Source organism: Streptomyces sp. enrichment culture, assembly GCF_964273255.1.
Lineage (GTDB): Bacteria > Actinomycetota > Actinomycetes > Streptomycetales > Streptomycetaceae > Streptomyces.
Window position 1 is genome coordinate 6429946 of sequence record NZ_OZ186835.1, and the last position, 18365, is coordinate 6448310.

At 75.9% G+C, this 18365-nt stretch carries 19 protein-coding genes; 10 read left to right on the forward strand and 9 right to left on the reverse strand.

The window, feature by feature from the left end; translation table 11 throughout:
• The first annotated feature begins 112 nt into the window (after nucleotides 1–112).
• The 5 genes from ACSU53_RS28110 to ACSU53_RS28130 all read left to right on the forward strand — a co-directional run bounded on the left by ACSU53_RS28110 (nucleotide 113) and on the right by ACSU53_RS28130 (nucleotide 3269).
• Nucleotides 113–517 (forward strand): SseB family protein, encoded by a 405-nt coding sequence (locus tag ACSU53_RS28110; RefSeq protein WP_437032211.1) that lies wholly within the window; start codon nucleotides 113–115, stop codon nucleotides 515–517.
• A 260-nt stretch (nucleotides 518–777) separates the two neighbouring features.
• Nucleotides 778–1035, forward strand: coding sequence for an ArsR family transcriptional regulator (locus ACSU53_RS28115; protein ID WP_437032213.1), 258 nt, complete (start codon nucleotides 778–780; stop codon nucleotides 1033–1035).
• A gap of 410 nt (nucleotides 1036–1445) precedes the next feature.
• Nucleotides 1446–1940 (forward strand): fluoride efflux transporter FluC, encoded by a 495-nt coding sequence (locus ACSU53_RS28120; protein ID WP_437032215.1) that lies wholly within the window; start codon nucleotides 1446–1448, stop codon nucleotides 1938–1940.
• Nucleotides 1937–2311, forward strand: a complete 375-nt coding sequence (gene crcB / locus ACSU53_RS28125; protein ID WP_437032217.1) for a fluoride efflux transporter CrcB — start codon at nucleotides 1937–1939, stop codon at nucleotides 2309–2311. The genes ACSU53_RS28120 and crcB overlap by 4 nt, the downstream gene beginning before the upstream one ends.
• A 25-nt stretch (nucleotides 2312–2336) precedes the next feature.
• Nucleotides 2337–3269 carry a glutaminase gene (locus ACSU53_RS28130; protein ID WP_437032219.1) on the forward strand — a complete coding sequence of 311 codons (933 nt, stop codon included), beginning with the start codon at nucleotides 2337–2339 and terminating at the stop codon, nucleotides 3267–3269.
• A gap of 46 nt (nucleotides 3270–3315) precedes the next feature.
• Here ACSU53_RS28130 and ACSU53_RS28135 read toward each other — a convergent pair whose 3' ends face one another.
• A complete protein-coding gene (locus ACSU53_RS28135) occupies nucleotides 3316–4521 on the reverse strand; it encodes a D-alanyl-D-alanine carboxypeptidase family protein (RefSeq protein ID WP_437032220.1) in 1206 nt (401 codons plus the stop codon).
• 224 nt (nucleotides 4522–4745) lie between these two features.
• Nucleotides 4746–5150 (reverse strand): nuclear transport factor 2 family protein, encoded by a 405-nt coding sequence (locus tag ACSU53_RS28140; RefSeq protein WP_437032222.1) that lies wholly within the window; start codon nucleotides 5148–5150, stop codon nucleotides 4746–4748.
• A 70-nt stretch (nucleotides 5151–5220) separates the two neighbouring features.
• On the opposite strand from ACSU53_RS28140, the gene ACSU53_RS28145 reads away from it, so the two are divergent.
• Together ACSU53_RS28145 and ACSU53_RS28150 are read left to right on the forward strand one after the other, a co-directional pair.
• On the forward strand, nucleotides 5221–5817 hold the full coding sequence (locus ACSU53_RS28145) for a PadR family transcriptional regulator (RefSeq protein ID WP_437032223.1): 597 nt from the start codon (nucleotides 5221–5223) through the stop codon (nucleotides 5815–5817).
• Between the two features lie 69 nt (nucleotides 5818–5886).
• Nucleotides 5887–6615 carry a class I SAM-dependent methyltransferase gene (locus ACSU53_RS28150; protein ID WP_437032225.1) on the forward strand — a complete coding sequence of 243 codons (729 nt, stop codon included), beginning with the start codon at nucleotides 5887–5889 and terminating at the stop codon, nucleotides 6613–6615.
• A 73-nt stretch (nucleotides 6616–6688) separates the two neighbouring features.
• On the opposite strand, the gene ACSU53_RS28155 is transcribed toward ACSU53_RS28150, so the two are convergent.
• From ACSU53_RS28155 to ACSU53_RS28180, 6 genes are all read right to left on the reverse strand, one after another.
• Complete coding sequence (locus ACSU53_RS28155; protein ID WP_437032227.1) at nucleotides 6689–7429, reverse strand: GntR family transcriptional regulator; 741 nt, start codon at nucleotides 7427–7429, stop codon at nucleotides 6689–6691.
• A 130-nt stretch (nucleotides 7430–7559) separates the two neighbouring features.
• Nucleotides 7560–8726, reverse strand: coding sequence for a serine hydrolase domain-containing protein (locus ACSU53_RS28160; RefSeq protein ID WP_437032229.1), 1167 nt, complete (start codon nucleotides 8724–8726; stop codon nucleotides 7560–7562).
• A 175-nt stretch (nucleotides 8727–8901) separates the two neighbouring features.
• Complete coding sequence (locus ACSU53_RS28165) at nucleotides 8902–9870, reverse strand: acetylxylan esterase (protein WP_437032231.1); 969 nt, start codon at nucleotides 9868–9870, stop codon at nucleotides 8902–8904.
• 91 nt (nucleotides 9871–9961) lie between these two features.
• Complete coding sequence (locus tag ACSU53_RS28170; RefSeq protein WP_437032233.1) at nucleotides 9962–10546, reverse strand: Rv1733c family protein; 585 nt, start codon at nucleotides 10544–10546, stop codon at nucleotides 9962–9964.
• Nucleotides 10547–10742: 196 nt separating this feature from the next.
• Entirely contained in the window at nucleotides 10743–11483 is a 741-nt protein-coding gene (locus tag ACSU53_RS28175) for a ferredoxin reductase (protein ID WP_437032235.1), read from the reverse strand.
• A 34-nt stretch (nucleotides 11484–11517) separates the two neighbouring features.
• A complete protein-coding gene (locus ACSU53_RS28180) occupies nucleotides 11518–12123 on the reverse strand; it encodes a sulfite oxidase-like oxidoreductase (RefSeq protein WP_437032237.1) in 606 nt (201 codons plus the stop codon).
• Nucleotides 12124–12572: 449 nt separating this feature from the next.
• Between ACSU53_RS28180 and ACSU53_RS28185 the strand changes: the two genes are divergently transcribed.
• The gene (locus ACSU53_RS28185; protein ID WP_437032239.1) at nucleotides 12573–13382 is read left to right on the forward strand and encodes a putative protein N(5)-glutamine methyltransferase; all 810 of its coding nucleotides are present in this window, start codon (nucleotides 12573–12575) and stop codon (nucleotides 13380–13382) included.
• Here ACSU53_RS28185 and ACSU53_RS28190 read toward each other — a convergent pair.
• Complete coding sequence (locus ACSU53_RS28190) at nucleotides 13354–15432, reverse strand: SpoIIE family protein phosphatase (RefSeq protein WP_437032240.1); 2079 nt, start codon at nucleotides 15430–15432, stop codon at nucleotides 13354–13356. The genes ACSU53_RS28185 and ACSU53_RS28190 overlap by 29 nt on opposite strands.
• A gap of 302 nt (nucleotides 15433–15734) precedes the next feature.
• Between ACSU53_RS28190 and ACSU53_RS28195 the strand changes: the two genes are divergently transcribed.
• Together ACSU53_RS28195 and ACSU53_RS28200 are read left to right on the forward strand one after the other, a co-directional pair.
• The gene (locus tag ACSU53_RS28195) at nucleotides 15735–16106 is read left to right on the forward strand and encodes a hypothetical protein (RefSeq protein ID WP_437032242.1); all 372 of its coding nucleotides are present in this window, start codon (nucleotides 15735–15737) and stop codon (nucleotides 16104–16106) included.
• A 153-nt stretch (nucleotides 16107–16259) separates the two neighbouring features.
• Nucleotides 16260–18275 (forward strand): FAD-dependent oxidoreductase, encoded by a 2016-nt coding sequence (locus tag ACSU53_RS28200; RefSeq protein ID WP_437032244.1) that lies wholly within the window; start codon nucleotides 16260–16262, stop codon nucleotides 18273–18275.
• Nucleotides 18276–18365 lie beyond the last annotated feature (90 nt).

An 18365-nucleotide genomic window follows, 5' to 3' on the forward strand; every position in this document is an offset into this window, starting at 1 on the left:
CGGTTTCCGCAGGGTTGCGCCGTCGTGGACCGGGTACGCGTGCAGCACCCGCGCCCGGAAACGATCTTGATCCGGGCGAGTCCCCCGCACCTCCGCCATCAGGGAATCTGTCATGGAAACACCCGCGCACGAGAACAACGCCCCGACGCCCGCGCAGCGCGCCCTGGACGTGCTCGCGCAGAACACCGAGGACGCCGCCGCGCTGGACGCCCTGGCCGGCAGTGACGTCCTGATCCCGGTCCCCGACGACGCGGGCGACGAGGAGGCGGCCGACCCCGGTGCCGTGGCGCTGCCGGTGCTGGAGCAGCCGGGCGGCACCCAGGTGGTGCCGGTCTTCACCTCGGAGCTGGAGATGGCCGGGCTGTTGCCTTTCGTCTCCCGCTACCGCCTGGTGCCGCTCGGGGCGCTCGCCGCCCAGTGGCCGGCCGAGGAGCTGTCCCTCACGATCGACGGCAGCTCCGAACACCGCCTGACGCTCACTTCGGAGGGTGTGCGCACCCTGCTCGCCCGCCCCTGAGGCGCGGCACGGTCCACCGCCCGGGCGTCCGGGCGGCCGCTCCCGCCGGCGGGTCGCGGTGCGCCGCACCGCCGCCCGCGTCGCGGGGAGGTCGTCCGGCCCGTGCGGCTCCGGGGCCCGATGAGGGCCACACCGGCCAACTTGGGTACCCAGCAACGGCGTTGATCCGCCAAAGCGGGCCCGAGTCGCGGACAGCGGGACCCCGACTGCGCGACAGTGGAGGAGCCCGCAGAGCGGCATCCGCGGTGGAGGTGGACGACATGCTGAGGACTCCCGTCGACGGGACACGGCTGCACATCCTGATGTGGCTCAAGCACTCCGCACTCGCCGGGAACGGCGCCACCGCCGACGCCGTCGCGGCACGGTTCCGGATGCCCGGCCCGGTGGCCCTCACCCACCTCCGCCTGCTCGCCGCGCTCGGCCTGCTGCACGTCGACCGCTCCGAGGGCGACCCCCGCTACCGGCGTGACGAGGTACGGATCGCCGAGGTGGCGCGCCTGGTCGAGAAGGGCTGGTAGCGCCCCGCACGCCGCACCCCGGCCGGCCTGCTCGCCTGCTGCGCGGCAGTGCGCCGGCGGGGCGCGTGTCACCGGTCCCGGTGAGGCGCCACGGCAGTCCGGTGCTCGGCAGTTCGCTGGCCGGCAGTCCGGTGCCTGGCAGTCCGGTGTTCGGCAGTTCGCTGGCCGGCAGTCCGTTGCCCGGCGGACCGGAGCCCGGCAACCCGCTGCCCGGCCCTGGTGCCGGCCCGCCCTTCCCGCCGGACGCCGACCCCCCGGTCCGCCGCGTTACCCTGAAGGCCGCCGTGGGCCCGCCCACGGCACGGCGGTGGGGCCCGCCGTCCCGAACCGCGGCACCGCCGCCGACGGTCCCTGCTCATGACCGTACCCGGCGACGTCCGGGCCGCCCGCGAGTAGGAGACGCATCCCCGGTGACACCCCCGCCCAGCACACGACCCGGCCGGGCCGTGCGGACGGCCGGCTTCCCGGTCCTGGCCGCCGTCGCCCTCGGCGGAGCGGCCGGCGCCGCCGCGCGCCACGCGGCCGCGCTGTGGCGGCCCGGCGCGCCGGACCACTTCCCGTGGACCACCCTGGGGGTCAACGTCCTCGGCTGCGCCCTGATCGGGGTGCTCATGGTGGCCGTCACCGAGGCCCGCACCGTCCACCCGCTCGTCCGGCCGTTCCTCGGGACCGGTTTCCTCGGCGGCTTCACCACCTTCTCCACGTACGCCGTGGGCGGCGTGCAGCTGTTGGAGTCGGGGCGGGCGGGCCCCGCGCTCGCGCTCCTCGCGGGCACCCCGGTCGTCGCGCTGGCCGCCGTATGGACGGCCACCGCCGCGACCCGCCGTGCCCTGCGGGTGCCCCGCCCCGGTCTCCGCTCCGTCCCGGGGACCGCCGGGCCCTCCGGGTCGGGAGCGTCGTCGTGACCTGGCTGCTCGTCGTCCTGGGCGGCATGGCCGGCGCCGTCCTGCGGCACCTCACCGACCAGGCGGTGCGGTCCCGGCGGAACGCGTCGTTCCCGTGGGGGACGTTCCTCGTCAACGTCACCGGCTGCCTGGTCCTCGGCCTGCTCACCGGCGCGATCGCCGCCGGTGCCGCCGGCCCCCGGCTCGGGCTGCTGCTCGGCACCGGCCTGTGCGGGGCCCTCACCACGTACTCGACCTTCTCCCACGAGACCCTCCGGCTGGCGGAGTCCGGCGACCGGCTCCTCGCGGCCGCCAACGTCACGGCGAGCGTCGTGACCGGCACGGGCGCCGCCTTCGCGGGCGCCGCGCTGGCCCGCCTGCTGTGGGCGTAGGGCGGCGCGCGGGGGAGCGTCCACAATGGGGATCATGACCACGTCCATGACCTTCCTGCCGGTGCTGGAGCGCATCGCCGACGAGATCGGGCGCACGCCCGGCCGGGGCGCTCCCGCCGACTACATCCCGGCGCTCGCGGCCCGCGACCCGCGCCGCTTCGGCATGGCCGTCGCCGAACTGGACGGCACGGTGTACGGGGTGGGGGACTGGCGGGAGCCCTTCTCGGCGCAGTCGATCACCAAGGTCTTCACCCTGGCCCTGGTGCTGGCCCGGGAGGGGGACGTCCTGTGGGAGCACGTCGGCCGCGAGCCGTCCGGCAATCCCTTCAACTCACTGGTGCAGCTGGAGTACGAGGACGGCATCCCGCGCAACCCGTTCATCAACGCGGGCGCCCTCGTCGTCACCGACCGGCTGCACACCCGGACCGGGGACGCGGCCGGGGAACTGCTCGCCCTGCTGCGCGCCGAGAGCGGCAACCCCGGCCTGGACTTCGACCTGGAGATCGCCGCCTCCGAGGACGCCCACGGCAACCGCAACGCCGCCCTCGCCCACTTCATGGCGTCCTACGGCAACATCGACAACCCCGTGCCGGTCCTGCTCGACCAGTACTTCCGGCAGTGCTCCGTCGCCGCGTCCTGCGCGGATCTGGCGCCGGCCACCTCCTTCCTGGCCCGGCACGGCGTCCGCGCCGACGGCACCCGCCTGCTCAGCCGCAGCCAGGCCAAGCAGGTCAACGCCGTGATGCTGACCTGCGGGACCTACGACGCGGCCGGGGACTTCGCGTACCGGGTGGGCCTGCCGGGCAAGAGCGGGGTGGGCGGCGGCATCATCGCCGTCGTGCCCGGCCGCTGCACCCTGTGCGTCTGGAGCCCGGGCCTGGACGAGCACGGCAACTCGGTGGCGGGCGTGGCCGCCCTGGACCGCTTCACCACCCTGACCGGCCTGTCGGTGTTCTGAGCGGGGGAGCCCCGGACCCGGAAGCGGCGGGGCCCGGCGGCGCGGCTCAGTCGCGCGGGACCGGACCGAAGAGGAGGCGCAGCACCAGCGCCACGGCCGCCGCCCCCAGCAGCGCGGCGCCGGCGACGGTCCACGCCACCGGACGGTCGGGTGTGCCGCCCCCGTCCCCGGCCGCGGCGGCCCCGACGGGGCGGGCCTGAGGGCCCGCCGCCACGGCGGCCTCGGTGGGGTCCCCGGCCCGCCGGGCGTCGAGCGAACCGACCGGGTCGACCCGGCCGGCCGCCCCGAACCCCCAGTCGAGCAGGGAGCGCGCCTCCTCGTAGACGGCGTGCGTCCCGCCCGAGCGGGGGTTCATCACCGTCACCACCAGGGTGCGCCCGTCCCGGCGTGCCGCCGCGATCAGTGTGTGGCCGGCGTGCGTGGTGTAGCCGTTCTTGACCCCCACCAGGCCCCGGTAGGGCTTGACCCCGTCCGCGCCGGTGAGCAGCCGGTTGGTGTTCAGGATCCCGTACGAGCCCCCGTCCCGGCCGGGGAAGCGGGCCTCTGCGCGGGCGCAGTACCGGGCGAAGTCGGGGTTGCGCAGCCCCGCCCGGCCGAACACCGCCAGGTCGAAGGCCGAGGACACCTGGCCGGGCGCGTCGTAGCCGTCGGGCGACTTCACCCGGGTGTCACGGGCCCCCAGGGCGCGCGCCTTGGCCTGCATGCGCTCCACCGTCGCCCGCCGCCCGCCGTTGAGGGCGGACAGGACGTGCACGGCGTCGTTGCCGGAGCTGAGGAACACGCCGTTCCACAGGTCGGAGACCCGGTAGGCGCGGTCCTCGGCCACCCCGACCAGGCTGCTGCCGGCCCCGATCCCCTTCAGCTCCTTCGCGCTGACCGTGTGGCGCAGCCCGCCCGGCAGGCTGGGCAGCAGGGTGAGCGCGAACAGGGCCTTGAGGGTGCTGGCGGGCGGCAGTTTCCGGTGGGCGTCGTGCGCGGCGAGCACCGCGCCGGTGTCGGCGTCGGCCACCAGCCACGACCGGGCGGACACGTCGGGGACGCCGGGGGCCCCCTCGCGGGGGCGGACCTGGGTACCGGACCGGTACAGCAGCGACGCCGGGGCGGTGGCGGCCGTGGCCGGGCCGCCCGGCGGTCGCGGGTCCGTGCCGCCGCCAGGGCGGGCGGTGGCGGCGGCCGGCGCGGCCGCCAGCAGGCCGGCCGTGCAGAGGGCGCACCCGGCGGCGAGGGCCCGCGAAGCAAATCCGATCGTCATTCCGCCAACGTAGAAACCGTCCGGAGCCGCACCGTGCTGCCCGGGCCGGACGGGGGTCCCGAGCACCCGGATGCCGCACGCCGGGCCTCCCCGGCGGGCGGCCCGGGGGAGCGACCGGGGCGCGGTGCCCCCGGGCCGCCCGCCGGGCGGCCGGACGGGGGCCCGGCCGGGGGCCCGGCCGGGGGCCCGGCCGGGGCGGCCCCGCGCGCGTCGGGCCGGGCGTGTCAGGCCGGGCCCGACGCCTGCCCCGCCTGCTGGGCGATCTGGTCGAAGCGCGCCCCCATGGCCGCCGCGAGCGCTTGCGCGCCCGACAGGGGGCGGACCATCACGGTGAACGAGTCGATCTGTCCGTCGTCGTCGACGTGGAGGAAGTCGCAGCCCTCGATCTCCCGGTCACCGACCCGCGCGGTGAAGACCAGGGCGTGGTCGCGGCCCCCGGCGTCGTCGATCGCGCGCACGTAGCGGAAGTCCTCGAAGACCTCGGCGACCGCGCGCAGAATCGCGCCGGTGATCGCCCGGCCGGTGTAGGGCTTGAACACCACCGGGCTGGTGAAGACGACGTCCTCGGCCAGCAGGGCCACGGCGGCGTCCAGGTCGTGGGCCTCGACCGCCTCGCGGAATGCGCGCATCGCGCTCCTTCATAGTCAACAAATTGAATAGGTGTGGAAGAGATTAATCACTCGTCGCTACCATGTCCACATGTCCCTCAGGTACGCCGTGCTGGCCGCGCTCCTGGAGGGCGAGGCGTCGGGCTACGAACTGTCCAAGCTGTTCGACGTCTCGTTCGCCAACTTCTGGGCCTCCACCCCTCAGCAGCTCTACCGGGAACTCGAACGGCTCGCCGGTGACGGGCTCATCGAGGCCCGGGTGGTCCGGCAGGAACGCCGCCCGGACAAGCGGATGTTCTCCCTCACCGAGGCGGGCCGCGCGGGGCTGGACCACTTCGCCGCGACGCCGCCCCGGCGCCCCACCGCCATCCGCGACGAGCTGCTGATCAAGATCCAGGCCATGGACGGGGTCCCCCCGGAGGCGACCCGGGCCCTCGTCGAGGAGCGCAGGGACTGGGCCCTGGGCAAACTGGCCCGCTATGCGCGCGTGCGCGAACGCCTCCTGGACGGCCGCACCGAGGAGGAGTACCTCCGCGACGCCGACCGGATCGGCCCGTACCTCACCCTGCTCGGCGGCATCGGCTTCGAGGAGGAGAACCTGCGCTGGTGCGAGCGGGTCCTGACGGTCCTGGCCGGCCGCGGGGAGCGGACCGCGGAACCGTCCGGGACCGCCCGCTGGGACGGGTGAGCGCGGGCCCGGACGGACGCCCTCGCCGGACGGACCACGGGAGCCCACGGGAGTGACTAGGCTGAGCCGATGTTCAGCCCCGAAGGCCCCCGGTTGCGGGAACTCGCCGTCCAGGCGCTGTCGTCCGTGGAGCACGGCTACGACCTGCTCGCGCCGAAGTTCGACCACACCCCCTTCCGCACCCCCGACCGGCTGCTGCGCGCCACCGCCTCGGCGCTGGCCCGGACGGCACCCTTCGACCGGGGGCTCGACCTGTGCTGCGGCACCGGCGCGGGCGTGGAGGTGCTCGCCCGGCTGTGCCGGGAGAGCGTCACCGCCGTCGACTTCAGCGCCGGCATGCTGACCGTGGCACGCGAGCGGACCCGGCCCGGCGGGCCGCCGGTGGGCTGGGTGCGCGCCGACGCCCGGGCCCTGCCGTTCGGCCCGGTCTTCGACCTCGTGGTGAGCTTCGGGGCCCTCGGCCACTTCCTCCCGCGCGAGGTGCCCGGACTGTTCGCCCAGGTCCACTCGGTGCTGCGGCCGGGCGGCCGGTTCGCCCTCCCCGTCGTCGCCCCGCCCCGGCCCGGCACGCCCGCCCACGCCGTCCTGCTCGGCTTCGACACGGTGATGCGGGTGCGCAACGCCCTGTGGCGCCCACCGTTCGTCATGTACTACCGGGCCCTGCGCTTCGGCGACCTCGTGCGGGCGCTGGAGGAGGCGGGGTTCGGGGTGGAGTTCCAGCCGCTGCCCGAGTTCGGCCGCCGGCCCGACGGCAGTCCGCGGGTCCGTCTGGTCGTCGGCGTGCGCCCGCGGGAGTGACGCGCGGGGACGTGTCCCCCTCATGCACGGCCGGCCGCCGGGGCCGACGTGGATTCCGGCGCCGGAGTCCTCGTCACACGGCGGCCGGCAGCGTGAACTCGTAGACCAGGGCGTCCTGCTGGCTGTCGACGACCAGCTCGGTGATCTCCAGCGGCCGGGCGTACTGGTCGTGCACCCGCCGGGTGACCCGCACCGACGGCGTGCCCGCGATCCGGGCGATGGTGTCGCGGTGGTGCAGGGTGAGACCGGCCCGGCGCAGCCAGTCGTAGGCGCGCCGCAGCTCGGCGGCGCTGCCGTCGGCCCGTCCGCGGTAGCGGGCCAGCTCCGGGACCTCGGCGAGCGCCGTCGCGGAAAACGATGTCACCGCGGTCCGCTGCTCGCGCCCGTCGGCCGACGCCGACCAGTAGCGGTGCACCAGGGTCGGCCGGGCCGGCGCCAGGTCCAGGGCCTCGGCGTGCCCGGGCGGCGGATGCTCCCAGGCGACCGTCGCCCGGGTCGCCGCCTCCCGTCCGGCGCACCGCGCGCCGACCGGGAAGGTGAGGGAGGCGGGTGTCTCCACCGGGAGGCCGGGCAGGGTGGCGTGGCTGCCCCGGCGGTCGGTGGCGACCAGACCGTCGCGGCGCAGCACCTCCAGCGCCTGCCGTACGGTCTCCCGGCTGACACCGAAGTGCCCCGCCAGCTGCCGCTCGCCCGGCAGCCGCTCACCGGGCGGGATGGTCCCGGCGTGCAGCTCGCCGAGCAGTTCCGTCGCGATCCGCCGGTACAGGGGTTCGTCCTCGGCGGGCGGGGGGTCCTGCGGGGTGGTGCGGGTCATGCCGCGCCTCCTGGTGGTGACGTTCCGTATGCGCTCGGGCTCGGTGCGCCATCACATCTACCATTGGTCTAAACCAGCAGGGAAGAGCAATCCTCTACTTCGGCCGAAACCGCACCGGACGCCGCCCGCCTCACAGGGCCTGGTGGACCGCCTCGATCAAGGCCGTCTTGCGGGGGTCGTCGGCGATGTGGGGCCCCATCCGGTTCATCACGTAGCCCATCGACACCCCGGCCTCGGGGTCCGCGAGCCCGCACGAGCCGCCGAAGCCGTCGTGTCCGAAAGCCCTCGGGTTGGGGCCGTAGGAGGCGTTGGGTCCGCTCAGCCACAGCCCCAGCCCGATCTCGGTGTCCTGCTCGAAACCCGCGCCGAGCACCAGGTCCCGGCAGCTGCCCTGCCCCTCGCGCACCCGCTCCGCCGCCCCGGCCGACAGCAGCCGGCGGCCCTCGCGCGGGTCGCGCCCCATGAGGAGGCCGTACAGGTCCGCGACGGCCCGGGCGGTGCCGTGCCCGTTGGCGGCCGGTATCTCCGCCGCCCGCCACGCCGCGGTGTTGGCGGCGGCCGCGCCCGCCACCGGGTTGGCCAGTGCGGCGAGCACGACCGGCGTCGGGCGGACCGCGGGCGCGGCCCGTTCCCCGCCCGGGACGGCCGGGCCCTGCACCAGTTCGGCGATCCGCCCGGCGTCCTTCTCCGGGCGGCCGAGCGTGAAGTCGATGCCCAGGGGGCCGGTCACCTCGCGCTCCAGGAAGGCGCCGGGCAGCAGCCCCGACACCCGCCGCACGACCTCGCCCACCAGGTGACCGTACGTCAGCGCGTGGTAGCCGGACCGGGTTCCGGGCTCCCACCAGGGCTCCGTCGCGGCGAGCCGCCGCGTGGTCAGCTCCCAGTCGCAGAGCTGCTCCAGGGTGTGCGGCTCACGCAGCCCCGCCAGGCCCGCCCGGTGCGACAGCAGGTGGCGGACCAGGACGCCCTCCTTGCCCGCGGCCGCGAACTCCGGCCAGTACGAGGCCACCGGGGCGTCCAGGTCGAGCAGCCCCCGGTCGGCCAGCAGGTGCGCGCACAGGGCCACCGGGCCCTTGGTCGTGGACCACACGTTCACCACGGTGTCCCGCTCCCAGGGCCTCGTGCGCGCCGCGTCCGCCCACCCGCCCCACAGGTCCGCCACGGTCCGGCCGTCCACCGTCACGGCCACCGCCGCGCCCAGCTCCCCCCGCGTCCGGAAGTTCTCCTCGAACGCCTCCCGCACCGCCGCGAAGCGCGGATCGCAGTGACCGTGAACCAGTACCCCGTGCTCGGACATGGGCCCTCCGTGGCCGTCGTGGAGCCCGGGCCCCGACGACGCGGCCCGGCGCAGCCCAGAACATACCGACTGGTCGGACCAGGAGGAAGGGCGTGGCCCCGGCGGCACGGCACGCACGCGCCCGCCGGGGAGCGGCACACCGGCCCCCGGGGGCGCGCACCCGCCGGACGGCCGGTCAGGCGTACGGGCGCATCCAGCGCAGCTTGACCGCCTCGTGGAACGGACCGCCGCCCTCGTGGTCGTTGAAGTCGTACACCTCGATCGACTTGTCCTCGTGCCCCCAGGAGTTGAACGCGGCGAACACCGTCGACGGCGGGCACGTCTGGTCCTCCAGGGCCACCGAGAACAGCGCCGGCGCCCGGCCCCGGGACGCGAAGTGCACCCCGTCGAAGTAGGCCAGGGTGCGCAGCGCGTCGTCCGTCCGGCCCGGCCGGGTCCTGAGGAACAGCGCGATCTCCCGGTACGGGGGGCGGTCGGTGAGCGTCACCGCGCGCGGGAAGTCGCACAGGAACGGCACGTCCGGTGCCACACCCGCCAGGTCCGGCACCAGGCCGCCCACCGCCAGCGCGAGCCCGCCGCCCTGGCTGGAGCCCACGACCACGGTGCGGGCCGCGTCCGCCAGCGGGTGCGCGCGGGCCGCCTCCACCGCCCGCACCGCGTCCGTGAACACCCGGCGGTAGTAGTAGTTCTCCGGGGCGTCGAGACCGCGCGTCATGAACCCGGGGTGGGCGGGACCGCTGCCCACCGGGTCGGCGGTGCCCTCCGAGGGGCCCCAGCCGCTGCCCTGGCCCCGGGTGTCCATCACGAAGTGCGCCCGGCCGGTGGACGCCCACAACAGGTGCTCGTGCGGCAGGCCGCGGCCCCCGCCGTAGCCGATGAACTCCACCACCAGCGGCAGCGGGCGGGTGGCCCCGGCGGGCAGGGTCAGCCAGCCCTTGACCGGGTGACCGCCGAACCCGGCGAAGGTCACGTCGAACACCCGCACCGTGGACAGCTCCGTGCCGACCGGCTCGAAACGGGCGTCCAGGTCGTGCGCCCGCGCCTCCGCGAGCGTCTTCGACCAGAAGGCGTCGAAGTCCCCGGGCTCCGTCGTGGACCCGCGGTACTCGCGCAGTGAGTCGAGGGGAAGGTCGAACCGGGCCATCAACAACCGCCTCCGTCAGCGAAGTACGCGCAAACGATCACACCGTACGGGCGTCGCGCGGGCCTGCGCCAGGGCCCGCCCGGCCACCCGGTCAGAGCCCGCGCCGGGTCCACTCGGGCTCCGTGCGGGCCCAGTCCCGCTCCCATTCGGCCAGCCGCCGGCGCATCGCCGCCGACCGCACGGCGGCGTGGACCACCAGCACCGCGGCCGCCGCACCGCCCGCGGCGAAGCCGCCCACGCCGACGGCGTGCTGCCACGCCGACCCGGCGTCCGCCGGCGGCGCCACGTCGCGCCCCCGGGAGTCGAACCACACGTGCACCCGGTCGCCCGCCCCCGCCGTGGCGGGCACCCGGGCCACGGCCTCGCGCATGCCCCCGTCCGGGTCCGCCCAGCGCACGGTCGCCCGGTAGGCGTGGCCGCGCTCCAGGGTGGCCGGGCGCGCGCCCGAGGCCCGGCCGGTGACCTCCACGGCCACCCGCTGCCGTTCGGCGCGCTGCTCCGCCGCCGCGGTCCGCGCGTCGGCGTACGCCCACCGGGCCGCGGCCACGCCCGCGAGCGGGGCGCCCACGGCCACCAGCACGGCGACCACCAGGGCCGTCCACGCCTCGACGGCGTCCGACCGGCGCCGCAGCGCACTGCCCCGCAGCAGCCGACCCCTCACCATCGGGGTTCGCATCCCGGCCTCCCCAGCCGTCGTCAGCCGTCGTCACGTCTTCTCGCACTGCCGCCGGGCCGGACAGCGGGCGCGCGGACCGCGCCGCGACCCCCGTGGCGCGGGCCGCGCACCCGCCCGCCGGCCCTCCGCAGGAGTGCCCGGGCGCACCGCGCCGAAACGGACCGCCTCCCGGACCGGCGGCGGTGCACGGCCGACGTCAGCCGAAGCGCTCGATGCGGATCCGGTCCACGGGCTGACCGGAGGCCACCAGCAGCCGGGCGGCGTGCTCCGCGAAGGAGTTGGAGCCGCACACGTACGCCTCCCAGCCGCCGGGCGGCGGCGCGGCCAGGAGCGGGGCGAGGTGACCGGCCGTCAGCCGGCCCACCGGCACGCCCGGCGGGGCGCTCCGGGTGAACACCGGGGTGGTCTCCGCGCCGTACTCGCGCGCGTAGATCAGGTCCTCGGGGCTGCGCGCCGACACCAGCAGGCGCAGCGGCACGGACAGTCCCCGCGCCCGGTGGTGCCGCACCATCGACATCAGCGGCACCACCCCGGACCCGGCACCGAGCAGCAGCGCGGGCCGGTCGCCGGGCCAGGCGAAGAAGCCGCTGAGCGGGCCCCGCATCTCGACCCGGTCACCGGGCCGCGCCACGGTGTGGAACCAGCCCGACACCTCGCCGTCCGCCACCCGGTCCAGGGTCAGCTCGACGTGCCCAGGGTCGTCGGGCGCGGAGGCGATGGAGTAGTGCCGCTGGGCCACGTAGCCGTCGGGGGCGGTCAGCCGCACCATCAGGTGCTGGCCCGGCACGTGGGCGGACCAGCCCGGCACGGCGAAGCGGAACGTCGCCGCGCGCGGCGTCTCCTGGCGGATCCGGGTCAGCGTCGCCGTCCGCCACCGGGACGCGGTCCGCTCGTTCACGGCGATCCGCCCGGGCACGGCGAACCGTGTCGGCGGCACGAAGCGCTCCCGGGCGGCCCCCGGGACCCCGGCCTCAGTCACCGGAGTACCGCTGTTCCTGCCACGGGTTGCCCCGCGGGTGGTAGCCGTTGCCCTCCCAGAAGCCCGGCTCCTCCCGGTCCAGGACGCGCAGGCCGGCGACCCACTTCACGCTCTTCCAGAAGTACAGGTGCGGGACCACCAGCCGCGCCGGGGCGCCGTGCTCGGGCGTGAGCGGCTCGCCGTCGGCGTCCCAGACGATCCAGGCCCGCCCGCCGGTCACGTCCGCCAGCGGCAGGCTCGCGGTGTACCCGGTGTGCGCGTACGCGACGACGTGGCTCGCGGTGTTCAGGGGCCGCACCTCGTCCAGGAAGGCGTCCAGGGACACGCCCCCGAACCGCACCCCGAACTTCGACCAGCCCGTCACGCAGTGGATGGCCCCCTCGTACGCCGAGGCCGGCAGGGCGTGCGCCTCGTCCCAGTCCCAGGTGCGCGGCCGGGCGACCAGCCCGTCGACCCGGAACGTCCAGTCGGCGGGGGCCAGGTCCGGGGTGACCTCGGCGGACAGCACGGGCCAGGTGTCACGGGCGTCGTACTGGCCGGGCGGCAGGCCGGGACCGGCCGCGCGGGGGCGGCCGGTGAAGCCTCGGGTGATGTTCACGTGATCAGTGGTTCCGTTGCGGGTGCGGGGTGTTCCAGGGTCCCACGGTACGGGGTGCGGGTGATCGTCGCGGCGGTGCGGGGGCCGCGCGGCGTCCGGTACTGTGGCCCTCCGCCGCGCACGGGCGCGGCCCCGGCAGCCGGGGGAGGTGGGACCGATCACCGCTCAGTCAGGTCGGGCGCACCCGCCTCGCAGCGACGCGGATCACCGGTCGTAGGTGACCGCGGGAGCGCCCCACGGCTCTCGAAAGGCCCACCGCCATGCCGCCCCAGCCGCCCGTGACCCCACCGCCCCCGCCCGCCGGCCCGCCGACCGGGAACGGTCCGGCACCGCCCGCGCCGGCCGCCCCACCGCCCGCCGGCCCGGCCCCCCTCGTCCCGCCGCCCGCCGGGAGCCCGGTGCTCCCGCCCCCCGCCCCGCCGACCGGCCCCTCCTCCCGGGACGCGGTCGTGGCCGTACTGCGGGCCGCGGGCTGTGTGTTCGCCGAGGACGAGGCCGACCTCATCCTCGCGACCGCGCGCACCGGGCGGGAGGCCGCCGAGCTGGCCCGGCGCCGGGCCGGCGGGGTGCCCCTCGAACAGGTCGTCGGCTGGGCCGGCTTCCGCGGCCGCCGCATCGGTGTCGCGCCCGGCGTCTTCGTACCGCGCCGGCGCACCGAGTTCCTGGTGGCGCAGGCCCTCGAGCAGGCACCGGACGCCACCGTCGTCGTGGACCTGTGCTGCGGCTCGGGTGCCGTCGGCGCGGCCCTTGCCGCCGAACTCGGGGACGTGGAGCTGCACGCCGCCGACCTCGACCCGGCGGCCGTGCGCTGCGCCCGGCGCAACCTCGCCGGCACCGGCGGCCGGGTCCACACCGGTGACCTGTTCGACGCGCTCCCGCCCCGGCTGCGCGGCCGGGTCGACGTGCTCGCCGCCAACGTGCCGTACGTGCCCACCGGTGAGATCGGCCTGCTGCCCGCGGAGGCCCGCGACCACGAGCCGCGGACGGCGCTCGACGGCGGGGCGGACGGCCTGGACGTGCTGCGCCGGGTGGCCGCCGGTGCCCCGGACTGGCTGGCGCCCGGCGGGTGCCTGCTGATCGAGACGAGCCGCCGGCAGGCGCCCGCGGCGGCCGAGGCGTTCACCGCAGCCGGCCTGCGGACCCGGTCGGCCGTGGCCGAGGAGGAGGACGCCCACGTGGTGATCGGGGTCGCTCCCGCGCCGGGCGGTCCGCCGAACCGGACGCGGGCGGTCAGCCCGGGGCGGTCGCCCGGGCGATGAGCAGGGCCACGTCGTCGAAGTTGTCGGGCTCGTGCAGGGTGCGCAGGAGCAGGTCGCAGACCTCCTCCAGGGGCAGGTCGGGACAGTCCAGCAGGCCGAGGAGCCGGTCCAGCCGTTCGTCCAGCGGGTGCCGGCGCGTCTCCACCAGCCCGTCGGTGTAGAACACCAGCCGGTCGCCCGGGTCCAGGCCGACGACGGTGGTGGAGAACGACACCCCGCCCACCCCGAGCGGCACCCCCGTGGGCAGGTCGAGCAGCTCCGGCACGCCCCCGTCGCGCACCCGCACCGGCGGCAGGTGCCCGGCGTTGGCGATCAGGCACTGCCGCCGCGCGGGGTCGTGGACGGCGTACACGCACGTGGCGATCGCCTGGTCGAGGTCGCCGGAGATGCGGTCCAGGTGCTCCAGCAGCACCGCCGGCTCCAGGTTGAGGGAGGCCAGGGTGTTGGTCGCGGTCCGCAGCCGGCCCATGGTGGCCGCGGCGGGGATGCCGCTGCCCATCACGTCCCCGACGACCAGCGCGGTCCGGTCGCCGGCCAGCGGGATCACGTCGAACCAGTCCCCGCCCACCTCGCTGGTGGCGCCCGCCGGCTGGTAGCGGGAGGCGAGTTCCAGCCCGCCCGTGCGGGGCGGGAGGCTGGGCAGCAGACTGCGCTGGAGGGTCAGCGCGGTGGCGCGGGCGTTCTGGTACCAGCGGGCGTTGTCGATCTGCACGGCCGCCCGGGAGGCCAGTTCCCGCGCCAGCAGCAGGTCGTCGCCGTCGAACGGCAGCGGATTGCCGCAGCGCTTGAGGTCCAGCGCGCCCAGCACCTCGCCGCGCGCGATCAGCGGCACGGCGAGGTACGAGTGCACGCCGGCCCGGCTGAGCAGTTCGGCGGCCTCGGGGGAGCGGGCGATGCGCGGCAGGTCCTCGTCCTTCACCACCGGGACCATCACCGGCCGGGCCGTGCGCACGCACTCGGTGACCAGCCGGTCGGGCGCGTAACGGGCCAGGCCGCCCGGCGGGTCGGCGGCCCGCAGCGCGTCCGGGGCCCGGTCGCCCTGGACGGCCAGCGCCCGGATCACCGCGGGTTCCCCCGGGCCGAGGGTGCTGCGGCGGCCGCGGACCACCGCGTCCAGCAGGTCCACGGCGGCTACGTCGGCGAGTTCCGGCACCGCCACCTCGGCCAGCTCGCGCGCCGTGCGGTCCAGGTCCAGGGTGGTGCCGATACGGGCCGACGCGTCGGCGATGAGGGCCAGCCGGCGCCGGGCCGCCTCGGCCTCGACACCGGCCCGGTACTGCTCGGTGACGTCGACCACCGACAGGGCGACACCGAGCACCGTGCCGAGGGCGTTCTCCAGCCGGTACAGCGACACCGTCCAGGCATGGTCCTCGTCCGGGTCGGCCGGTGTGCGGCCGACGGCGGACCGGTCGATGACCGGCTGCCCGGTGTCCAGCACCTGACGGGCGGCGTTCTCCAGGACGTCGACGTCCAGCTGGGGCAGCACCTCGCGGACCGTGCGGCCCAGGTGCTTCGCGGCCGGAATGCCGTTGATCTGTTCCAGCGCGGGGTTGACGGACACGTACCGCAGGCGGGTGTCGAGCACCGCCAGCCCGATGGGGGACTGGGCGACGATCCGGGTGGACAGCGCCACGTCCTGCTCCAGCCGCCGCACCGTCGACTGGTCGACGGCGAGGCCGAGGGCGAAGACCTCGCCCTGGTCGTCCAGCAGCCGCATGTTGCGGAACTCCACCAGGCGGGTGCCGCCGTCCTTGCGCCGGATGGGGAACGCGCCCGCCCAGCTCTGCCCCGTGCGCATCACGTCGGCGAACAGGTCGACGACCAGGTCCAGGTGCTTCTCGTGCACCATGATCCGGGCCGCGTACTGGCCCAGCGCCTCGTGCACCGTGTACCCGAAGAGCTCCTCGGCCTGGGGGCTCCACAGGACGACGCGTCCCTCGGCGTCCAGCACCACCGAGGCCACGCCCAGCACGTCGAGCAGCCCGCTGGGGCGCACCGGCCCCCGCTCCGGGCCGCCGTCCCCGGCCGGGGATGCCCCGGCTGCACTCATCCCATGCCCGCCTTCGCCGCTCGGGCCGGCACCACCTCGCGCTGCCGGCTTCCCTTGTTCTACCGCGCGCGGGGGCGATTTTCCGCCGCTCTCGCCGACCCGGTTTCCAGCTTCTCGCGTTCCGGTGCGGCTCTCACCCCGGCGCGGCGCGCATGCGCGTGCCGGTCCGCGGGTACCCGCGGGGCCCGCTTTCCGTCAGTCGTCCCCAGGTCCGGCGGCGCACGGGGTCGTGCCCGGGCGCCGGCGGTGCTTTGCTGGGGGAGAGGCGGGGCACGGCGGGGGTCACGAGAGGAGCGATCCCGATGAGCAGTGAGCGACCGCACCCGGAATCCGTCTCGGTCGAGATCAGCGGATGCAGCAAGCACGACGCCCGGATCGTGTTCGACACGCTGTGCGCGTGCTTCACGTCCGACCGGTGCGCCGAGGACGTCCCCGAGGAGTTCCACGAGACCCGGCCCACGGTGTGGCTCGGCACGTTCGACGTGGCCGCACCGCACGGCGCCGGCGCCGCCCCGGCCCGGCTGTCGTCCTCCGTCGACGCCGACCTGCACGGCGGCCCCTGGGCCATCGACCGGTTCCGCAGCACCCTGGACGACCTGTTCGCCGTGCACGACCTGACCACGGTCTCCGGCGACCAGGAGAGGGAGCTGCACGTCCGTCTCGAAAGCCGCTGACACCGGCCGCCGGCCCGGCCGGCCGGCACCCACCGGACCCCGGAGCGCCGCTCCGGGGTCCGCCTGTGTCCTCCGCCACCTTTATGCAACTAGTTGCACAAGGTGCCGCGCGTCCTCTACAACAGAGGCACCACACCGCGCACGGAGGGCCCGATGAGCCGTTACCCGAACCTGCTGACGCCCCTCGACCTGGGCTTCACCACCCTGCCCAACCGGGTCCTCATGGGCTCCATGCACGTCGGCCTGGAGGAGGCCGAGGGCGGCTTCGCCCGCATGGCCGAGTTCTACGCGGCCCGCGCGCGCGGCGGGGTCGGCCTCATCGTCACCGGCGGCATCGCGCCCAACGACGAGGGCCGACCCTACGAGGGCGGCGCGAAGATCACCACCGAGGCCGAGGCGGAGCAGCACCGGGTCGTCACCGACGCCGTGCACGACGCCGGCGGGCGCATCGCGCTGCAGATCCTGCACTTCGGCCGCTACGCCTACCACCAGGACCTCGTCGCCCCCAGCCCCCTCCAGGCGCCGATCAGCCCCTTCCCGCCCCGCGAGCTGACCGACGCCGAGGTCGAGCGCACCATCGACGACTACGCGCGCGCCGCCCGTCTCGCCCGGCAGGCCGGCTACGACGGCGTCGAGATCATGGGCTCCGAGGGCTACCTGATCAACGAGTTCACCGCCCGGCAGACCAACCACCGCTCCGACCGCTGGGGCGGCTCCTACGAGAACCGGATGCGCTTCCCCGTCGAGATCGTCCGCCGGGTGCGCGAGGCGGTCGGCGAGGACTTCATCGTCGTCTACCGGCTCTCCATGCTCGACCTGGTCCCCGGCGGGTCCACCCTGGACGAGGTCGTCACCCTGGCGAAGGCCGTCGAGGCGGCCGGGGCCACCATCATCAACACCGGCATCGGCTGGCACGAGGCCCGCATCCCCACCATCGCCACCTCCGTGCCCCGCGGCGCCTACACCTGGGTCACCCGGCGGCTGATGGGCGAGGTGTCCGTCCCGCTCGTCACCACCAACCGCATCAACACCCCCGAACTCGCCGAGCAGTTGCTCGCCGAGGGCCACGCCGACATGGTGTCGATGGCCCGGCCGATGCTCGCCGACCCCGACTTCGTCGCCAAGGCCGCCGAGGGCCGGCCCGAGGCGATCAACACCTGCATCGGCTGCAACCAGGCCTGCCTCGACCACACCTTCAGCGGGCAGATCACCTCCTGCCTGGTCAACCCGAGGGCCTGCCACGAGACGGAACTGGTGCTCTCGCCGACCCGCCGCCGCAAGCGCGTCGCCGTCGTCGGCGCCGGACCGGCCGGCCTCGCCTGCGCGGTCGGCGCGGCCGAACGCGGCCACGACGTCACCCTGTTCGACGCCGCGAGCGAGATCGGCGGGCAGCTCAACGTGGCCCGCAAGGTCCCCGGCAAGCAGGAGTTCGACGAGACCCTGCGCTACTTCCGCACCCGGCTCGCGGAACTGGCCGTCGACGTGCGCCTCGACACCCGCGTCACCGCCGCCGACGTGGCCGGCCACGACGAGGTCGTGGTCGCCACCGGAGTCGTGCCGCGCGTCCCCGACATCCCCGGCGTCGACCACCCCAGCGTCCTCGGCTACCTGGACGTCCTCCGGGACGGCGCCCCCGTCGGCGACCGGGTCGCCGTCCTCGGCGCGGGCGGCATCGGCTTCGATGTCGCCGCTTACCTCACCGACAGCGGGGAGAAGGCCCACGAGGACCCCGGGACCTACTTCCGGCACTGGGGCGTCGACCTCGACTACACCGGCCCCGGCGGCCTCGGCACGCCCGACCGGCCCGCGACGCCGCGCACCGTGCACCTGCTCCAACGCAAGACCACCAAGGTCGGCGCCGGCCTCGGCAGGACCACCGGCTGGATCCACCGCACCGAACTGAGGCACCGGGGCGTCACCATGGTCCCCGGAGTCGCCTACGACCGGATCGACGACACCGGGCTGCACGTGACCGTCGACGGCGAGAGCACCGTCCTGGAGGTCGACACCGTGGTGCTGTGCACCGGCCAGGAGCCGCGCCGGGACCTCTACGAGGAGCTGGTGGCCGCCGGCCGCCCCGTCCACCTGATCGGCGGCGCCGACGTGGCGGCCGAACTGGACGCCAAGCGGGCCATCAAGCAGGGCACCGAACTGGCCGCGACGCTGTAGCTCCGACGTCCCGGCCCGCCGCCCGGAGCGTGCCGTCCCGCCCCGCGCGACCCCGCGCGCGCTCCGGACGCCCGGGCCGGGGGGACCGGC

What these genes read in the sequence shown, in the direction of transcription:
- ACSU53_RS28110 (WP_437032211.1), top strand. Translation starts at nt 113, where the DNA reads ATGGAAACACCCGCGCACGAGAACAACGCCCCGACGCCCGCGCAGCGC.
- ACSU53_RS28115 (WP_437032213.1), top strand. Translation starts at nt 778, where the DNA reads ATGCTGAGGACTCCCGTCGACGGGACACGGCTGCACATCCTGATGTGG.
- ACSU53_RS28130 (WP_437032219.1), top strand. Translation starts at nt 2,337, where the DNA reads ATGGGGATCATGACCACGTCCATGACCTTCCTGCCGGTGCTGGAGCGC.
- ACSU53_RS28135 (WP_437032220.1), bottom strand. Translation starts at nt 4,521, where the DNA reads ATGACGATCGGATTTGCTTCGCGGGCCCTCGCCGCCGGGTGCGCCCTC.
- ACSU53_RS28140 (WP_437032222.1), bottom strand. Translation starts at nt 5,150, where the DNA reads ATGCGCGCATTCCGCGAGGCGGTCGAGGCCCACGACCTGGACGCCGCC.
- ACSU53_RS28145 (WP_437032223.1), top strand. Translation starts at nt 5,221, where the DNA reads ATGTCCCTCAGGTACGCCGTGCTGGCCGCGCTCCTGGAGGGCGAGGCG.
- ACSU53_RS28150 (WP_437032225.1), top strand. Translation starts at nt 5,887, where the DNA reads ATGTTCAGCCCCGAAGGCCCCCGGTTGCGGGAACTCGCCGTCCAGGCG.
- ACSU53_RS28155 (WP_437032227.1), bottom strand. Translation starts at nt 7,429, where the DNA reads ATGACCCGCACCACCCCGCAGGACCCCCCGCCCGCCGAGGACGAACCC.
- ACSU53_RS28160 (WP_437032229.1), bottom strand. Translation starts at nt 8,726, where the DNA reads ATGTCCGAGCACGGGGTACTGGTTCACGGTCACTGCGATCCGCGCTTC.
- ACSU53_RS28165 (WP_437032231.1), bottom strand. Translation starts at nt 9,870, where the DNA reads ATGGCCCGGTTCGACCTTCCCCTCGACTCACTGCGCGAGTACCGCGGG.
- ACSU53_RS28170 (WP_437032233.1), bottom strand. Translation starts at nt 10,546, where the DNA reads ATGCGAACCCCGATGGTGAGGGGTCGGCTGCTGCGGGGCAGTGCGCTG.
- ACSU53_RS28190 (WP_437032240.1), bottom strand. Translation starts at nt 15,432, where the DNA reads ATGAGTGCAGCCGGGGCATCCCCGGCCGGGGACGGCGGCCCGGAGCGG.
- ACSU53_RS28195 (WP_437032242.1), top strand. Translation starts at nt 15,735, where the DNA reads ATGAGCAGTGAGCGACCGCACCCGGAATCCGTCTCGGTCGAGATCAGC.
- ACSU53_RS28200 (WP_437032244.1), top strand. Translation starts at nt 16,260, where the DNA reads ATGAGCCGTTACCCGAACCTGCTGACGCCCCTCGACCTGGGCTTCACC.